18 protein-coding genes are annotated in these 16,185 nt (G+C 66.4%); 8 read left to right on the top strand and 10 right to left on the bottom strand.

The features are described from left to right. Positions 1 to 10 precede the first annotated feature (10 nt). From iaaH to AB4Y42_RS22920, 5 genes are all read left to right on the top strand, one after another. A complete protein-coding gene (gene iaaH, locus AB4Y42_RS22940) occupies positions 11 to 1,465 on the top strand; it encodes an indoleacetamide hydrolase (RefSeq protein ID WP_368695428.1) in 1,455 nt (484 codons plus the stop codon). Positions 1,466 to 1,729: 264 nt separating this feature from the next. Next, positions 1,730 to 1,981 carry a FeoA family protein gene (locus AB4Y42_RS22935; RefSeq protein WP_342918972.1) on the top strand — a complete coding sequence of 84 codons (252 nt, stop codon included), beginning with the start codon at positions 1,730 to 1,732 and terminating at the stop codon, positions 1,979 to 1,981. Next, entirely contained in the window at positions 1,978 to 3,825 is a 1,848-nt protein-coding gene (locus AB4Y42_RS22930) for a ferrous iron transporter B (RefSeq protein ID WP_368695427.1), read from the top strand. Before AB4Y42_RS22935 ends, AB4Y42_RS22930 begins: the two co-directional genes overlap by 4 nt. Then, entirely contained in the window at positions 3,822 to 4,124 is a 303-nt protein-coding gene (locus tag AB4Y42_RS22925) for a DUF6587 family protein (RefSeq protein ID WP_368688525.1), read from the top strand. The genes AB4Y42_RS22930 and AB4Y42_RS22925 overlap by 4 nt, the downstream gene beginning before the upstream one ends. 155 nt (positions 4,125 to 4,279) lie before the next feature. Further along, on the top strand, positions 4,280 to 5,047 hold the full coding sequence (locus AB4Y42_RS22920; protein ID WP_368695426.1) for a CDP-diacylglycerol diphosphatase: 768 nt from the start codon (positions 4,280 to 4,282) through the stop codon (positions 5,045 to 5,047). Between the two features lie 23 nt (positions 5,048 to 5,070). Here the strand turns inward: AB4Y42_RS22920 and AB4Y42_RS22915 are convergent, their stop codons facing one another. Beyond that, entirely contained in the window at positions 5,071 to 5,577 is a 507-nt protein-coding gene (locus AB4Y42_RS22915) for a MarR family winged helix-turn-helix transcriptional regulator (RefSeq protein ID WP_368688527.1), read from the bottom strand. Between the two features lie 66 nt (positions 5,578 to 5,643). Between AB4Y42_RS22915 and AB4Y42_RS22910 the strand changes: the two genes are divergently transcribed. Next, positions 5,644 to 6,120 (top strand): carboxymuconolactone decarboxylase family protein, encoded by a 477-nt coding sequence (locus tag AB4Y42_RS22910; RefSeq protein ID WP_368688528.1) that lies wholly within the window; start codon positions 5,644 to 5,646, stop codon positions 6,118 to 6,120. A gap of 220 nt (positions 6,121 to 6,340) precedes the next feature. Here AB4Y42_RS22910 and AB4Y42_RS22905 read toward each other — a convergent pair whose 3' ends face one another. Genes AB4Y42_RS22905 through AB4Y42_RS22895 form a run of 3 tightly spaced genes read right to left on the bottom strand, consistent with a single transcriptional unit; the run spans position 6,341 to position 6,991 of the window. Then, on the bottom strand, positions 6,341 to 6,559 hold the full coding sequence (locus AB4Y42_RS22905; RefSeq protein WP_368695425.1) for a hypothetical protein: 219 nt from the start codon (positions 6,557 to 6,559) through the stop codon (positions 6,341 to 6,343). Between the two features lie 36 nt (positions 6,560 to 6,595). Then, complete coding sequence (locus tag AB4Y42_RS22900; RefSeq protein ID WP_368695424.1) at positions 6,596 to 6,772, bottom strand: hypothetical protein; 177 nt, start codon at positions 6,770 to 6,772, stop codon at positions 6,596 to 6,598. Positions 6,773 to 6,826: 54 nt separating this feature from the next. Next, on the bottom strand, positions 6,827 to 6,991 hold the full coding sequence (locus AB4Y42_RS22895; RefSeq protein WP_368688531.1) for a hypothetical protein: 165 nt from the start codon (positions 6,989 to 6,991) through the stop codon (positions 6,827 to 6,829). Here AB4Y42_RS22895 and AB4Y42_RS22890 point away from each other — a divergent pair. Then, positions 6,990 to 7,124 carry a hypothetical protein gene (locus AB4Y42_RS22890; protein WP_281175080.1) on the top strand — a complete coding sequence of 45 codons (135 nt, stop codon included), beginning with the start codon at positions 6,990 to 6,992 and terminating at the stop codon, positions 7,122 to 7,124. The genes AB4Y42_RS22895 and AB4Y42_RS22890 overlap by 2 nt on opposite strands. A gap of 90 nt (positions 7,125 to 7,214) precedes the next feature. Here AB4Y42_RS22890 and AB4Y42_RS22885 read toward each other — a convergent pair whose 3' ends face one another. The 3 genes from AB4Y42_RS22885 to galU form a co-directional block, all read right to left on the bottom strand. Continuing rightward, positions 7,215 to 8,543 carry an ATP-binding protein gene (locus AB4Y42_RS22885; protein WP_368695423.1) on the bottom strand — a complete coding sequence of 443 codons (1,329 nt, stop codon included), beginning with the start codon at positions 8,541 to 8,543 and terminating at the stop codon, positions 7,215 to 7,217. Further along, on the bottom strand, positions 8,540 to 9,277 hold the full coding sequence (locus AB4Y42_RS22880; RefSeq protein WP_028202613.1) for a response regulator: 738 nt from the start codon (positions 9,275 to 9,277) through the stop codon (positions 8,540 to 8,542). The genes AB4Y42_RS22885 and AB4Y42_RS22880 overlap by 4 nt, the downstream gene beginning before the upstream one ends. A 158-nt stretch (positions 9,278 to 9,435) precedes the next feature. Next, on the bottom strand, positions 9,436 to 10,380 hold the full coding sequence (galU, locus tag AB4Y42_RS22875; protein WP_368688533.1) for a UTP--glucose-1-phosphate uridylyltransferase GalU: 945 nt from the start codon (positions 10,378 to 10,380) through the stop codon (positions 9,436 to 9,438). A 313-nt stretch (positions 10,381 to 10,693) separates the two neighbouring features. On the opposite strand from galU, the gene AB4Y42_RS22870 reads away from it, so the two are divergent. Next, on the top strand, positions 10,694 to 11,539 hold the full coding sequence (locus AB4Y42_RS22870; RefSeq protein ID WP_368695422.1) for a helix-turn-helix domain-containing protein: 846 nt from the start codon (positions 10,694 to 10,696) through the stop codon (positions 11,537 to 11,539). Between the two features lie 163 nt (positions 11,540 to 11,702). Here AB4Y42_RS22870 and AB4Y42_RS22865 read toward each other — a convergent pair whose 3' ends face one another. From AB4Y42_RS22865 to AB4Y42_RS22855, 3 genes are read right to left on the bottom strand one after another with little or no spacing between them, the layout of a single operon-like run. Next, a complete protein-coding gene (locus tag AB4Y42_RS22865; RefSeq protein ID WP_368688535.1) occupies positions 11,703 to 13,712 on the bottom strand; it encodes an acetyl-CoA carboxylase biotin carboxylase subunit in 2,010 nt (669 codons plus the stop codon). 33 nt (positions 13,713 to 13,745) lie between these two features. Continuing rightward, positions 13,746 to 14,534 carry an enoyl-CoA hydratase/isomerase family protein gene (locus tag AB4Y42_RS22860; protein ID WP_368695421.1) on the bottom strand — a complete coding sequence of 263 codons (789 nt, stop codon included), beginning with the start codon at positions 14,532 to 14,534 and terminating at the stop codon, positions 13,746 to 13,748. Positions 14,535 to 14,552: 18 nt separating this feature from the next. Continuing rightward, complete coding sequence (locus tag AB4Y42_RS22855; RefSeq protein WP_368688537.1) at positions 14,553 to 16,160, bottom strand: carboxyl transferase domain-containing protein; 1,608 nt, start codon at positions 16,158 to 16,160, stop codon at positions 14,553 to 14,555. Between the last annotated feature and the right edge of the window lie 25 nt (positions 16,161 to 16,185).

Below are 16,185 nucleotides of genomic sequence, written 5' to 3'. Positions count from 1 at the left end.
AGAACGCTGCATGACCTGGACTGTCGACCAGCAACTTGAACTGAGCGCGACCGAAGCCGTCGAGGCGATCCATGCCGGACAACTGAAGGCCGCCGACTACGTCGCGACGCTGCTCGCGCGCGCGCAGGCGCTCTCCAACCTCAACGCGCTAACCGTGCTCGACGTGGAAGGCGCGCTCGCCGCCGCGCAGCGCATCGACGCGCTCGGCGCCAGCGAGCGTGCGCGACTGCCGCTCGCCGGACTGCCCGTGGTCGTGAAAGACAACATCAATACGCGCGGCCTGCAGACCTCGGCGGCCACGCCCGCGCTCGAAGGCTTCGTGCCCGCGCGCCACGCGCCTTCGGTGCAGCGCCTCGTCGATGCCGGCGCGATCCTGCTCGGCAAGGCCAATATGCACGAACTGGCGTTCGGCATCACCAGCACGAATCTCGCGCCGCATGCGGGGCCCGTGCGCAACCCCTGGGATCCCGAACGAATTCCGGGCGGCTCCTCCGGCGGCACCGCAGCCGCCATTGCGGCGCACATCGTGCCCGCCGGACTCGGCACCGACACCGGCGGCTCCACGCGCATTCCCGCCGCGCTGTGCGGCATTGTCGGCCTGCGCCCGAGCGTGGGCGACGGCGGCACGCAACGCCGCTATCACGACCCACAGGCCGTCGTGCCGATCAGCCATACGCGCGACACGGTCGGGCCGATGGGGCGCACGGTAGCCGATGTCGCACTGCTCGACGCCGTGATCACCGGGCACGGCCCGCTCTCGCCGGCCGCCGTGACGAATCTGCGCATCGGCCTGCCCGCGCCGCTGTGGGAAGGCCTCGAAGCCGCGCTCGAAGACGTGGCGCGCGCCGCGCTCGCGAAGCTCGAAGCCGCAGGCATCACGTTCGTACCGGTCGAAATGAGCGAGCTGCTCGCGCTGAACGACCGAGTGAGCTACGCAATCGCATTGCACGAGCCCATCGACGATCTCGCCGCATGGCTCGTTGCGAACCACGCACCGGCGCAAACCGTGGCCGAAGTCGCCGCGCGCATTGCGAGCCCCGACGTGCGTGCGGCCTACGACGCGGTGCTCGCCGACGCGCGCCGCGGCGACTATCACAGCGCAATGACGGTGTGGCGGCCGCGTCTGCAGCAGCTCTATGCGCAGACTTTCGCGGCCAGCGGCCTCGACGCGCTGCTCTTCCCCACGACGCGGCTCGCCGCCGTGCCGATCGACGAACTAAACGGATCGTCTCGCGTGTCGATCGACGGCGCGGCGCCGATCGACGAGATGGAGGCGTATCTGCGCAACACCGATCCGGCGAGCAACGCCGGCATTCCGGGCCTCGCGCTGCCCGCGGGCCTTGTCGACGCGCGCCTGCCAGTCGGGCTCGAACTCGACGGACCGGCCGGCGGCGACCGCAGGCTGCTCGCGATCGGTCTCGCGTTCGAAGCGATTCTCGGGACGCTGCCTGCGCCGGAAATTTGAGCGCACGGGCCACCCTGGCAACGAGCACGCCGCGCGGCGCATGCTTGCCGCGCCGATCGTTTGATTAGCGATCCGGAATAAACCGCCTTCGCGCCGGACACCGCGCGCAACTGCGGCACATGAGCGCACGCGCCGCCGCTACCCCGCGTCGGCCGCGGGTTCCCCGCCCACCTCGACGGACCCAAGGCGCATTTGCCGCCACAACGACCGCGCTGCCGCTACAATGAGAACGGTTCTCATTCGTTGTAAGCAAGCCCTCCACCTATGCGTCTGACCGATCTGTCCAAAGGAGCGACCGCCCTCGTTGAGCGTGTCGAGGATATCCATGCCCCCGACCCGATCGCGCAGCGTCTGCGCGACCTCGGCTTCGTTGCGGGCGAGCCCGTGCGCGTGGTTGCGCGCGCACCCTGGGGCGCGGACCCGCTGCTCGTGCAGATCGGCTCGACCCGCTTTGCCCTGCGCCGCGCGGAAGCGCAGCGCGTGAGCGTGACGACGAACGGGGAGACCGCGCAATGAGCCTGGTCCCGGTTACGCCGCTGCGCGTGGCGCTCGTCGGCAATCCCAACTGCGGCAAGACCGCGCTCTTCAATCTGCTGACCGGTGCGCGCCAGAAGGTCGCCAACTACGCGGGCGTGACGGTCGAGCGCAAGGAGGGGCGCTTCGCTACGCCCTCGGGGCGCAAGGTGCAGCTGCTCGATCTGCCGGGCGCGTACAGCCTCAATTCGACGAGCCCCGACGAGCGCGTGACGCACGACGTGCTGCTCGGCCGCTACCCGGGCGAGGCCGCGCCGGATCTGATCGTCTGCGTGGCCGACGCGACGAATCTGCGCCTGCATCTGCGCTTCGTGCTCGAAGTGCAGCGCATGGGACGCCCGATGGTGCTCGCGCTGAACATGATGGACGCCGCCAGGCGCCGCGGCGTCGAGGTGAACGTGGCGGAGCTTGCGCGCCAGCTCGGCATGCCCGTGGTCGAAACCGTGGCCGTGCGGCGCGGCGGCGCGCAAGCGCTCATCGAGCTGATCGAGCGCACGACGGCTGAAACACCGCAGACGCAAGCAGCAGCGGCCAACGACGACCTGCACGGCACGGTGCGCGCCATCCTCGCGAGCGCCGTGACGATGCCGCGCGCCACCGACGCGCGCGACGACGCCATCGACCGCTTCGCGCTGCACCCCGTCCTCGGCCCGCTGATCCTCGCGTTCGTGATGTTCCTCGTGTTCCAGGCCGTGTATTCGCTCGGCAAGCCGCTCACCGACGCCATCGGCGACGGCTTCACCTGGCTCGGCGCGGCCGCCGGCGCGGCGCTGCCCGACGGCCCGCTGCGCAGCCTCGTGACGGACGCGCTGTTCGGCGGCGTCGGCACTGTGCTCGGCTTTCTGCCCGAGATTCTGGTGCTGTTCTTCTTCATCCTCGTGCTGGAGGAGTCGGGCTACCTGCCGCGCGCGGCCTTCCTGCTCGACCGCATGATGGTGGCGGTGGGTCTCACCGGGCGCTCGTTCATCCCGCTGCTGTCGAGCTTCGCGTGCGCGATTCCCGGCGTGATGGGCACGCGCAGCATCTCCGACCCGCGCGACCGGCTCGCCACGATCCTCGTCGCGCCGCTCATGACGTGCTCGGCGCGCTTGCCCGTTTATGCGCTGCTGATCGGCGCCTTCATTCCGCACCGCATGATCTTCGGCGTGTTCAACCTGCAGGGCCTCGTGCTCTTCGCGCTCTACGCCGCCGGCATCGTCGGCGCGATGGCGGTGGGCTGGGTCATGAAGAAGCTGCGCCGCGACCACCGCGAACACGCGCTGCTCATGGAGCTGCCCTCGTACCGGCTGCCGCGCGCACGCGACGTCGCCATCGGCCTGTGGGAGCGCGGCGCAATCTTCCTCAAGCGCCTCACGGGCATCATCCTCGCGCTCACGGTGCTGATGTGGTTCATCTCCACGTTCCCCTCGCCGCCCGCAGGCGCGACGCAGCCCGCCATCGATTACTCCATCGCCGGCTATCTCGGCCGCGCGCTGCAATGGCCGTTCGCGCCGCTCGGCTTCAACTGGCAAATGAGCCTTTCGCTGATCCCCGCGTTCGCCGCGCGCGAAACGGCGGTGGCCGCGCTCGCCACGGTGTACTCGGTGGCGGGCGGCGACGCGGATACCGCCGCGCTCGGCCACACGCTCGCGCAGAACTTCTCGCTCGCCAGCGCGCTCTCGCTGATGGTGTGGTTCGCATTCGCACCGCAATGCATGTCCACGCTCGCCGTGATCCGCCGCGAAACGCGCTCGTGGCGCGCCGTCGTGGTGTCGTTCGGCTACATGTTCGTCGTGGCCTACGCGGCCTCGTTCGTCACGTATCAGATCGCGAGGCATTTCGTATGAGCGCCGGACTCGTCGCGCAATATGCAGTGATCGCGCTGCTCGTGGCCGCGAGCTTCGTCTATACGCTGCGCAAGCTCGCGCCGAAAACGGCTACGCGCGTGCAGGCCGCCATGGCCGCCGCACTGTTGCGCCCGCAACGGAGTGCATTCATGCAGCGCCTCGGTCGCTTCGTGCAGCCCAAAGGCGCGACCGGCGATTGCGGCGACGGCTGCGGCACCTGCGGAACGTGCGGACCGACGCCGGCGGCAACGGACGCCTCGAACACGCAACCGGTGACGTTTCATCCGCGCCGCAAATAAGCCGCGCCAACCGCGCACAAGCGACTGTCACGGGCATTGCGCTACACTGCGCGCTGCGTCGCGCCGCGACGTGTACAGGCTTCGCAGCGCGGCGCGTTTGATCGAGTGAACCCAGACACTTCGTGCCGATGCGATCCTTGCGCCTTGCCCCTTTCATGCGGATGTCCCGGCTTGCCGTCGCCACGGCGGCCGTCGTTGCGCTCGCCGCGACCGGCGCCTGTGTGCGCCTCTCCGCGGTCGATTCCAACGGTCTCTGGAAGGTCGTCGGCGGCCAGTGCGTGCCGAACATGCGCGACAAGGGCCAGCCCGGCCCCTGCACCACCGTCGATTTCCAGAAGCGCTATGCCGTGCTCAAGGACATCGCAGGGCGCGCGCAGTATCTCGTGATTCCCACCGACCGCGTGGCCGGCATCGAGAGCCCCGAGATTCTCTACGGCGGCGCGCCCGAATACTGGGTCGGCGCATGGGGCGCGGGACGCTTCGTGGAGGCGAAGGTCGGCATGCCGCTCGCCGGCGACCAGCTCGGCCTCGAGATCAATTCCTCGGAGCGCCGCACGCAGAATCAACTGCATATCCACGTCGATTGCATGCGCCCCGACATCACGAAAGCGCTCGCGCCGTATGGCGGCATCGCGCCGGGCACGTGGCGCTGGACCACGCTCGACGGCTCGCGCTACCGCGTCACGCGCGTGACGAGCCTCTCGGACAACAACAATCCGTTTCGCGTGGTCGAGCGCGATCTCGGTCCGCAACAGACCATGGCCGTGCAGACGATACTCGTGACGGGCGCAGGCCCCGATGCAAAACGCGACGGCTGGCTCGTCGTCAACAGCGGGCTCGATGTCGATGGCGGCACCGGCACGGCGGAAGGCCTGCTCGACCATGCGTGCAGCCTCGCGCAAACGAAGGGCGCTACGCAGTAACGCGCAGTCGCGCGCGGCTGCATTCAGCCCGCGTCGTCCTCGCGTGCGACGCTCACCAGCCAGCGCCTTATCACCTGCTCCTCTTCGGCCGTGAAGCCCGCGGCCATGCGCGCCTCCAGTTTCTTCACGCGCGCGCGGCACTGCCTGAGCAGCGCTTCGCCCGCATCGGTCACGTCGATCTGCTGAATGCGCCCATGCACCGCGTGCGGGCGACGCACGATCGCGCCGCCACGCTCCAGATTCGCGACGATCACGCTCACCGTTTGCGGCGTGAGCGCCGCGAGCCGCGCGAGATCGGCGCCCGAAATGCCGGGGTAGGCGGCCAGCATGGTCAGCACGACGAATTGCGGCGGCGTAATGCCGAGATCGTCGAGCGCGCGTTCCATGCGCAAACGGTGCGCCCCGCCCGCCTGGCGCAGCAGGTAGCCGAAATAGCCCGCCTCGCCGCGCTTGCCCTCGCCGACCGCCGGAATGGCGCTCGTGGGTCCGCCCCTTTCCAAAGCCGGGTCTTTCTTCGCCGTCTTGCGCATGATGTCAGAGTTCGAATATGATGTTCGTGCTCTGATATTAACGGCCAAACTTCGCGAGGTCCAGTCATGTCCAGCACGTCTACCCGCATTGCTTACGAAACCTTCGTACGCGACGCCGCCCCGGTGGCCGCCGCGCTCTCCGCCATGAGCAAGGCGGTCGACGCCTCGGGGCTCGAAAAGCCGCTCACCGAGCTGCTGAAAATCCGCGCCTCGCAAATCAACGGCTGTGCGTTCTGCATTCAGTACCACCTCAACATTGCGCGCGAGAAAGCCGTGCCGCGCGTCAAGCTCGATCTCGTGGCCGCATGGCACGAGGCGCCGGAATACTTCAGCGAGCGTGAACGCGCCGCGCTGGCTTACACGGAAGCGCTGACCGCAAAGCTCCATGACGGTGTGAGCGACGCGCTCTACGAGGACGTGGCGCGCCAGTTTCCCGGCGAGCAGATGGCATTCTTGACCGCCGCCGTGGCGAATATCAATGCATGGAACCGCATTGCGGTAGCGCTGCGCTTCGCGCCGCCGGTGCGCGACGAAGCAGCCTGAGGAAAGGAAAAGTAAGGATTGCACGCATTCCTTACCTGAACTCTTTCCTCGAATTACAAAGCCGCCCCCCGCGGCGAAAGACGACATACGATTGCGCCGACTGAGTGGCCAGACCAGCCGTCTCGGTCGGGCATCGACCATATCGCACATTCACCGGGGGGTTAAACATGTCGATAAGCGCGTTATCCAGCTCCAACTCACTCTATTCGACGTGGGCCGCTTACCAGGCTGACGGGCAAAACACGAGCACCAGCCAGCTGTCGGGCATGCCCATGGCTTCGGACGCCTCGTCGGACTCGAACAACGTCAATCCGCTTGCCGCCGCCATTGCCTCGGCGCTCTCGTCGCTCGGCTTCACCACGGACAGCACGGCCAGCGCGTCCGCGAGCACCGCCAGTTCCGATTCTTCTTCCAGCTCCACCGATTCGACGTCCAGCACGTCGTCCACCTCGGCCGATGCGCTTGCCGCCGCGCTTCAGCAATTCCTCGGCGCGCTGTTCCAGGCCGCCGCACAACAGAGCGGCGTCACCACGACGGCCACGGACGACAGCAGCAACGGCAGCGCGGTGTCGTCGGCAAGCGCGACGTCGGCGACGTCGGCTTCCAGTTCCAGCACGTCGTCCACGTCGAGCGATACGAGCACGACGACCACTGCGGCAGCGATGATGCCCCCGCCGCCGCCTCCGCCGCCCTCGTCGGCAGGCGGTTACGGCAGCGATCTCGCCTCGGCGATCTCGAACCTCGCGCAGTCGCTTTCGTCGGCTTCGAGCAGCACGTCCTCCGATTCGAGCACGGCAAGCAGCAGCTCATCAAGCAGTAACAGTTCGGATAGCGAATTGACGTCCGACTTCCAGAACCTGTTGGCGGCCATGGGCGCCTCGTCGAGCAGTTCGTCGAGCGGCACGACGTCCGAGCTTCAGCAATTCCTCACGACGCTCGCGAGCAACCTGCAGCAGCAGGGCTCGGGCGCCGCGAGCGGCCTGTTCGTCAGCACGACGGCCTGACCACGACGTCCACGAGCGCCCGCTTTTTCAAGCGTTGGCACGTTTGCGCGCCGGTCCGCGAGGGCTCGGCGCGTTTTTTGTGGTGGCGTATCAGCCGTGGGCGACAGGAAAGCTGAGCTGCACGAGCAAGCCGCCATCGGGGTGGTTCTTGACGTCGCATTGGCCGCCGCTATCGCGCACGAGCCGCGCGACGATGGCCAGCCCAAGGCCGCAGTGGCCTTCGCCGCCGCGCGCCGCATTCAGGCGCACGAACGGCCTCATGGCGGCGGGAATACGCTCGGGCTCGATGCCGGCGCCGTGATCGCGTACGCGTATCTGGAACGATCCGCCTTCGATCGCCGTCGAGATTTCGACCGGCGGGGCGCCATACTCGAGCGCGTTATCGACCAGATTCGTGACGAGCCGGTCCAGCGAGACCTGCGGCAGCTTGAACCGGCGACCGGCACGCAGATCGAGCACGAACAGCGGCCCGTTGCCGCCTTCGATTTCGTCAGGATTGCCAAACTGGCTTTGCAGAAACCCGTCGACGCTCAATAGCCTGCCCGCGTCGGGCGACTGCTGTGCGAACTCCAGAAACTGCTGGACGATGTGGGTGAGCGAATCGACGTCGCGCAGCATGCCGTTGCGCTCCGCCTCCTCGGCCATCAGGGTCGCTCGCAGCTTGAGCCGCGTGAGCGGCGTCTTCAGATCGTGCGCGATGCCGCTCAGCATCACCACGCGGTCGTCTTCGGCCTCGTTCACGCAGCGCATCATGTCGTTGAACGACGCACTCACGTCGCGCAGTTCGCGCGGCCCCTTGCCTTCGAGCGGCGCAATGCGCTCGCCGGTGCCGAACCGGCGCGCCGCCTGGGCGAGGCTCGCGAGCGGCTTCTGGATCTGCCAGGCAGCGAGGAACGACAGCGTGAGCGCCGCCAGCAGCATCGAAATCCCTTCGATGACGAAGCGCGGCGGCGGCGGAATATCGACCGGCACGACGACCCAGCTCGTGCTGCCCGGAAAGCGCACCCACAGTTGCGGCGGCCGCGCGTCGTCCACGGCGAACTGCGTGCCGGGCGGCAACTGTTCGCGCAGATGACGCGTCAAGTCGACGAGCGGCCTGCGCTTCGGTTCGTGCAGATGTACGTCCTTGGGCACGTTCCACACCGGCACGCGGTGCACGCGCAACACGTCGCTCAGGTCGCCCCCCCTCGGTGGCTCGAGCGAACCGCCGAGGTGCACCGGGGGCGGCAGCGTGCCGCCGCCGACGTGCTCTTCGCTCGCCACGCGCAGCGCGAGCAGGACACCACGGGCGAAGCCATCGACTTCATGGCGTGGCGGCTGGCGGGCAAGCAGCAAAAACCAGCCGAGCTGCATGGAAAGCAAAACCGCCGCCGAGAGCAACGCCATGCGCCCGAACAGCGTATTCAACGGACTTCTCACTGAATTGCTGCGCCGTGCGCCTCCGAATAATTCGCCGGATCCGGCACGAATACGTAGCCCTTGCCGCGCACGGTCTGGATATGGCGCGGATTCGACGGATCGGCTTCGATCACGCGGCGCAGACGCCAGATCGGCACGTCGAGGCTGCGTTCGTGGAACTCGCGCTCGTCGCGATGCACGATATCGTGGATCAGCGTGCGCGAAAGCACTTTGTAGGGATGCGTGGCGAATACCTTCAGCAAGGCGAATTCGCTCTCTCTCAGCGGGATCTGCGTGTCGCCGCAAGAGAGCGTGCGCATCGTGAAGTCGAGCTCGAAGTCGCCGAACCGGTAGCGCCGGCGCGCCTCCGGTGCGCTGGCGGTGGACGGGCCGCGCCGGCGCAGGATGTTCTGGATGCGCACGAGCAGTTCGTGCGGATCGAAGGGCTTGGGCAAATAGTCGTCCGCCCCGAGCGAGAGCCCGCGAATGCGGTCGCTCACGGCGCCGCGCGCGGTGACGAAAATGACGGGAATGTCGTCGCCGGCCGCGCGCAGGGCGGCTATGGCCTCGAGGCCGTCGGTCTCCGGCATCATGATGTCCAGCACCACAATGGACGGACGTTCACGCTCGAGGCGGCGCTGGAGGTGGACGCCGTCGTGCAGCACGGCCGTATCGAAGTTATGCGAGCGCAGGAAGCGGCTCAGCAGATCGCGCACGACGGGATCGTCGTCGACAATGAGGACGCTGGGGTTCATGCCGCGATTTTAAAGCAGTGCGGCGGGCGGAACCTTGCACGGTTTCTTACCAATCCTTTCTTCACATCGCCTTGAAAAAGGGTGGAATCGTCAAAACGATGTCATCGAGGTTGCTCGCTCGCGGCTAACATTCAATTCTCCTATGCAAAGGCATGGCTTCAATGCGCGAGCCCAGGCGCGACCGGCGCCGGTTGGCTCAGCATCGAACCCGCTGCCCACGCATCCAGTTGCGCCGCGCCAATGCGCTCGCGCAGCCACGCATCGAAGGTTTCCTGCAATTCCGCATGCCGCAGGGCGAAGTCGACCGTCGCCTGCACATAGCCGAGCTTGGTGCCGCAGTCGTAGCGCTTGCCAACGAACTCATAGGCCAGCACCTGCTCCTCTTCACGCATTGAATGAATAGCGGGCGTGAGCTCGATCTCGCCGTTGGCATCGGGTTTCAGCGCGCGCAAATGGTGGAAGATGCTCGGCATCAGCACGTAACGCCCAGCCACGCCAAAGCTCGACGGCGCCAGTTCGGGCGTCGGCTTTTCGATGATGCGGCTCACGCTGATCACGCGCTCGTCCCAATGCCGGCCGTCGATCACGCCATGACTCGTCGACTCGCACGACTCGAATTCCTCCACGGCGAGAACCGAGGAATCGTAATGGCTGAAGATATGGACCATTTGTGCGAGAACGGGAGGCTTGCCGTCGAGCAGATCGTCGGCGAGCACGACCGCGAACGGTTCGTCGCCAATCAGCTTTTCCGCGCAAAGTACGGCGTGCCCGAGACCGAGCGGTTCGGCTTGCCGAACATAGACACACTCGACATTCGCCGGCTTGATGCTCTGCACGAGTTCGACGAGATTCTGCCTGCCGCGCGCCCTAAGCACGTGTTCCACCTCGTAGGACCTGTCGAAATGATCTTCGATGACGCGCTTTCCGCGGCCCGTCACAAAGATCAGCTCGGTAATGCCTGCACCGATGGCTTCTTCAACGGCATATTGAATGAGCGGTTTGTCGATGACCGGCAGCATTTCCTTCGGGCTCGCCTTCGTTGCCGGCAGAAAGCTCGTATCGATTCCCGCCACCGGGAACACAGCCTTACGAACACCAAGCATGATGACCTCACCTGTCTGGTAGCGGGGCGGTACGGCCATGGTGAAGGACGCTGGGATTTGCATTCCGACCCCAGATCCATCCATGAGACGGATCAGCTCGGCGACAAGTCCAGGGTTCGGCCGGAGAGGTCTGCCGAAAGCCAAGCTCAATGATCGCACTGTTTTTGCGCGAAGTGCGCGCGAGTGGAGGTGGCCGTACGCGGCGCGCGCAATGCCTGTGCTGCGCGGCGATTACATGGCATGTAATTGGCGAGCCGCGCATGAGCGCCTATTCTCAACACATGATCGAGTCCGCATCCAACCAGGAGAATCGATGAACCCCACGCGCCCCGACCTGAACGCGCCGCAAAGCGAACTCGGCACCCTGCTGCGCTACTGGCGTGATGCGCGTGGCGTGAGTCAACTCGATTTGTCGCTGGACGCCGGGATTTCCCAGCGGCAAATCAGCTTCATTGAGAGCGGGCGCAGCGTACCGGGCCGCGACACGCTGCTGACCCTCGCACAGACGCTCGACGTGCCCCTGCGCGAGCGCAACGCCCTGTTGCTCGCCGCCGGCTACGCGCCCGTCTATTCCGATGCGCCCTGGAACGCGCAGGAAATGCAGCATGTCGTGCGGGCGCTCGAGCGGGTCATTCGCCAGCACGATCCGTTTCCGGCCATCGTCATGGACCGGCACTGGAACGTGCTGATGGCCAACGACGCCGCGCCGCGCTTCTTCGGCCACTTCATCGACATGGCGGCGCACCCAGCCCCACGCAACTTGCTGCGTTTGATGTTCGACCCTCAGGGCATGCGCCCATTCCTCGCGGACTGGGAGAACGTTTCGCGAAGCCTGCTGCAACGTGTGTATCGCGAAGCGGTCGGCCGCGTGATCGACGAAGAAACACGCACACTACTTGATGAATTGCTCGCGTTCCCCGGCGTGCCGGGCGACTGGAAAGCGCATCATGGGTCGGCCGGCACGCCCACCATGCCGGTCATTCCACTGAGTTTCATCGACGACGGCAGTGTGCTGCGCTATTTCTCGATGGTGACGAGCGTGGGTACGCCGCAAAACATCGCTGCCCAGGAATTGCGCCTCGAATGCATGTTCCCCGCCGACGACGCCACCGAAGCGCGGCATCGGGAACTGCTCGCCGCGCATGCGCAGGAACATTGAGCGGTTCTCATCCACAAGCGCGAAAAAAAGGGCGCTCCGCTTTAGCAGAGCGCCCCAGGGCAAAACTCTCACGTCGTTCTCCGGCTACAGGGGAAGCCGGAAGGGACCGATTGGCCCTGCAAGTCAAACCGCCTCAAGCAAGTTCAAGCGGGTTCAAGCAAGTTCAAGCGGCTTCGAGCACGAGCAATTGCGCGCCGTCGGCCACCTGGTCGCCTACGCCATACAAGACTTCGGTGACCTTACCGGCCGCAGGTGCGCCGATCGTGTGCTCCATCTTCATCGCCTCCATGACGATGAGCGGTGCGCCCTTCTCGACCACGGCGCCCGGCTCGACCAGCACGGCGATCACCTTGCCCGGCATGGGCGCGGTCAGACGGCCCTCGCCGTGCTCCGCATCGGCCGCATGCGCGAGCAGGTTCTGCCACTCGAACGCCATCGCCGTGCCGAGGCAGAACACATGAAACACGTCGCCGTCGATGAATACGCGGCCCGTCACGCGCCTGTCGCCGATGGTCGCGCCATATTCGTCGGCGCCCTCGCCACGCCACCACGTGTAGCGCGCCGCGTGCCCTGCATAGGCGAGGGTTTCCTCGCCGCCGTCATGCGTATGCGCCACCGTGAACGCGGTATCGCTTTCGACCTCGCGCCAGGAGAGCGATTGCGCGAAGCCGCTATTCAGGCGCCAATGCGAAAGCGCGTGCCACGGCGACGCACCATGCGCCGCGCCGCCCTCACGGCCCAGCAGCGCCGCACTCGCGAGCGCGAGCGCTTCGCGCACCGGCTTCTGCTGCGGCGAGAACAACGCGTCATGGTTACGCTCGATCAGGCCCGTGTCGAGATCGGCATTCGCAAATGGCTCGCAGGTCACGAGCCGCTGCAGAAACTCGACGTTCGTATGCGGCCCCACCACCTCGCACGCTTCGAGCGCACGCTTCATGCGCGCAAGCGCGTCCTCGCGCGTGGCGCCGTGCACGATCAGCTTCGCGATCATCGGATCGTAGAACGGCGTGATGGTGTCGCCTTCGCGCACGCCGCTGTCGATGCGCACGCTCGCGCGCTGGCCCGCTTCGCCGAGCCGGAACTCGACGCCCTCCGGCATGCGCAGATGCTTGAGCGTGCCCGTGGAGGGCAGGAAGCCGCGCGCCGGATTTTCCGCGTAAATGCGCGCCTCGAGTGCATGGCCCGTGATCGAAAGCTGCGATTGCCCGAGCGGCAGCGGTTCGCCCGCCGCCACGCGCAACTGCCATTCGACGAGATCGAGGCCCGTGATCATCTCCGTCACGGGGTGCTCGACCTGCAGGCGCGTGTTCATCTCCATGAAGTAGAAGTTAGCGCCCGTCATGATGAATTCGACGGTGCCCGCGCCCTCGTAATGCACCGCGCGCGCCGCGGCCACGGCCGCCTCGCCCATGGCGCGGCGCACCTCGTCTTCGAGGCCCGGCGCGGGCGCTTCTTCGAGCACTTTCTGGTGACGGCGCTGCACCGAGCAGTCGCGATCGAACAGGTAGACCGCGCCGCCATGCTTGTCGGCGAACACCTGGACTTCGACGTGACGCGGCCGCGTGAGGTACTTCTCGATCAGCACGCGGTCGTTGCCGAAGCTGCTGGCCGCCTCGCGCTTGCACGAAGCGAGCGCCGCCACGAAGTCCTCGCTGTGCTCGACCACGCGCATGCCCTTGCCGCCGCCGCCCGCGCTCGCCTTGAGCAGCACGGGGTAGCCCATTGCATCGGCTTCGCGCTGCAAGAGCGCGGGGTCCTGGTCGTCGCCGTGGTAGCCCGGCACGAGCGGCACGGCCGCCGCGTGCATCAGCGCCTTCGCGGCCGCTTTCGAACCCATGGCGGCGATCGCCTCGACCGGCGGCCCGATGAAGACGATGCCGGCCGCCTCGCACGCGCGCGCAAAGTCTTCGTTCTCGGAAAGAAAGCCGTAGCCGGGGTGAATGGCTTGCGCACCCGTGGCGCGCGCGGCTTCGATGATGCGCTCGTAGCGCAAATAGCTTTGCGCCGCAGCCGCTTCGCCGATATGCACGGCTTCGTCGCAGGCCGCGACGTGCTTGGCGTTCGCGTCGGCGTCCGAGTACACGGCCACGCTCTTTACGCCGAGCCGCCTGCAGGTCGCCGCGACCCGGCATGCGATTTCGCCGCGGTTGGCGATCAGGATTTTGTTGAACATGTGCTGTCCTCGCTTCGTTTCCTGCTTCTTGCCTTATTGATCGCGCCAGCGCGGCGTGCGCTTTTCAAGGAACGACGACACGCCGTCGCGCCCTTCTTCGCTCGCGCGAATACGCGAGATGCGAACGGCGGTATCTTCGATCAAGGCGTCGTCGATCGTCTGGCCGGCGATGTCCTGCACGAGCTGCTTGCACTCGCGCACGGCATTCGGGCTGTTCGCGCAGAGCGTTTCGGTGATGCGTTGCACGGTGGCGTCGAGGTCTTCGGCGCTCACCGCTTCGCTCACGAGGCCGAGCCGCTGCGCGGTGACGCAGTCGAAGGCTTCGGCCGTAACGAAGTAGCGGCGCGAAGCCTGCTCGCCCAGCGCGCGGATCACGTAAGGCGCGATCGTGGCGGGCATGAGACCGAGGCGCGCTTCGGAAAGGCAGAAGTGCGCACTTTCCACGGCCACCACGATGTCCGCCGCACACACGAGACCCATGCCGCCCGCATAGGCGTCGCCATGCACGCGGGCGACTACCGGCTTCGGACAGCGGTAGACCGCCGAGAGCATCTGCGCGAGACGCATGGCGTCCGCGCGGTTCTCCGCGTCGGAGTAGCCGGCCATCTTGCGCATCCAGTTCAGGTCCGCGCCTGCGCAAAAAGCCTTGCCGCTGCCGGCGAGCACGATCGCGCGCACGTCGTCGCGCGCGCCGAGCGCGGTGAACGCGGCCGTGACGTCCGCGATCATCGCTTCGTTGAACGCGTTGCGCACTTCAGGGCGATTGAGCGTGACGGTCGCCACGTGTCCGGCAACTTCTACGGTGAGCGTTTCGTATTGCATTGTCTGGTCCTCAATGCATCACATGCGGAACACGCCGAAGCGCGTCTCTTCGATCGGCGCGTTCATCGTGGCGGAAAGGCCCAGGCCGAGCACATCGCGCGTTTGCGCCGGGTCGATCACGCCGTCGTCCCACAGGCGTGCGCTCGCGTAATACGGATGGCCCTGCAACTCGTATTGATCGCGAATCGGCTGCTTGAACGCGTTTTCTTCTTCGGCGCTCCACGTGCCGCCCTTCGCTTCGATGCCGTCGCGGCGCACCGTGGCGAGCACGGATGCGGCCTGCTCGCCGCCCATCACCGAAATGCGCGCGTTCGGCCACATCCACAGGAAGCGCGGCGAATACGCGCGGCCGCACATGCCGTAGTTGCCCGCGCCAAACGAACCGCCAATGATGACCGTGAATTTCGGCACCTTGGCCGTGGCCACGGCCGTCACCATCTTCGCGCCATTGCGCGCAATGCCCTCGTTTTCGTACTTGCGGCCCACCATGAAGCCCGTGATGTTCTGCAGGAACACCAGCGGAATCTTGCGCTGGCAGCACAGCTCGATGAAGTGCGTGCCCTTCAGCGCCGACTCGGAAAACAGAATGCCGTTGTTCGCGATGATGCCGACCGGGTGGCCCCAGATGTGCGCAAAGCCGGTCACGAGCGTGGTGCCGTAGCGCGCCTTGAATTCGTCGAAAGCCGAGTCGTCGACGATGCGGGCGATCACCTCGCGCACGTCGAAGGGCTTGCGCGTATCCACGGGAATCACGCCATAGAGGCTTTTCGCGTCGAAGCGCGGCGGCAGCGGCTCGCGCAGCACCACGGGCGGTGTCTTCGTGCGGTTCAGGTTGCCGACGATCGAACGCGCAATGGCCAGCGCATGCGCATCGTTCTGCGCGAGATGGTCGACCACGCCGGAAAGACGCGTATGGACGTCGCCGCCGCCCAGGTCCTCGGCGCTCACTTCCTCGCCCGTCGCCGCTTTCACGAGCGGCGGGCCGCCGAGGAAAATCGTGCCCTGGTTCTTCACGATGATCGACTCGTCGCTCATGGCCGGTACATACGCGCCGCCCGCCGTGCACGAGCCCATCACCACCGCGATCTGGGGAATGCCCTGTGCAGAGAGATTCGCCTGGTTGTAAAAGATGCGGCCGAAGTGATCGCGGTCCGGAAACACCTCGTCCTGGTTCGGCAGGTTCGCGCCACCCGAATCGACGAGATACACGCAAGGCAGGTTGTTTTCCTGGGCGATTTCCTGCGCGCGCACGTGCTTCTTCACCGTGACCGGATAGTACGTGCCGCCCTTCACCGTGGCGTCATTGCAGACGATCACGCATTCCTGCCCCGCAATGCGGCCAATGCCCGTGATGATGCCCGCGCCCGGTGCGTCGTCGTTGTACATGCCGTAGGCCGCGAGCTGCGAGAGCTCCAGAAACGGCGTGCCCGGATCGACCAGTTGCGCGATGCGATCGCGCGGCAGCAGTTTGCCGCGCGAAAGGTGCTTGTCGCGCGAGGCCTCGCCGCCGCCCAGTGACAGCTTCTGGATCTTCTCGCGCAGGTCCGCGACGAGCGCTTCCAGTGCCGCGGTATTGGCCTTGAAGTCTTCCGAACGCGGGTTGAGCTTCGATTCGATGACCGGCATCCCGTCCTCCCTTCGTTACCGTGAG

Origin of the sequence: Paraburkholderia sp. EG286B, assembly GCF_040965655.1 — a bacterium.
Classification (GTDB): Bacteria; Pseudomonadota; Gammaproteobacteria; order Burkholderiales; family Burkholderiaceae; genus Paraburkholderia.
Note: the sequence above shows the minus strand (reverse complement) of the source record. Positions and strands in the feature narration are given on the sequence as shown.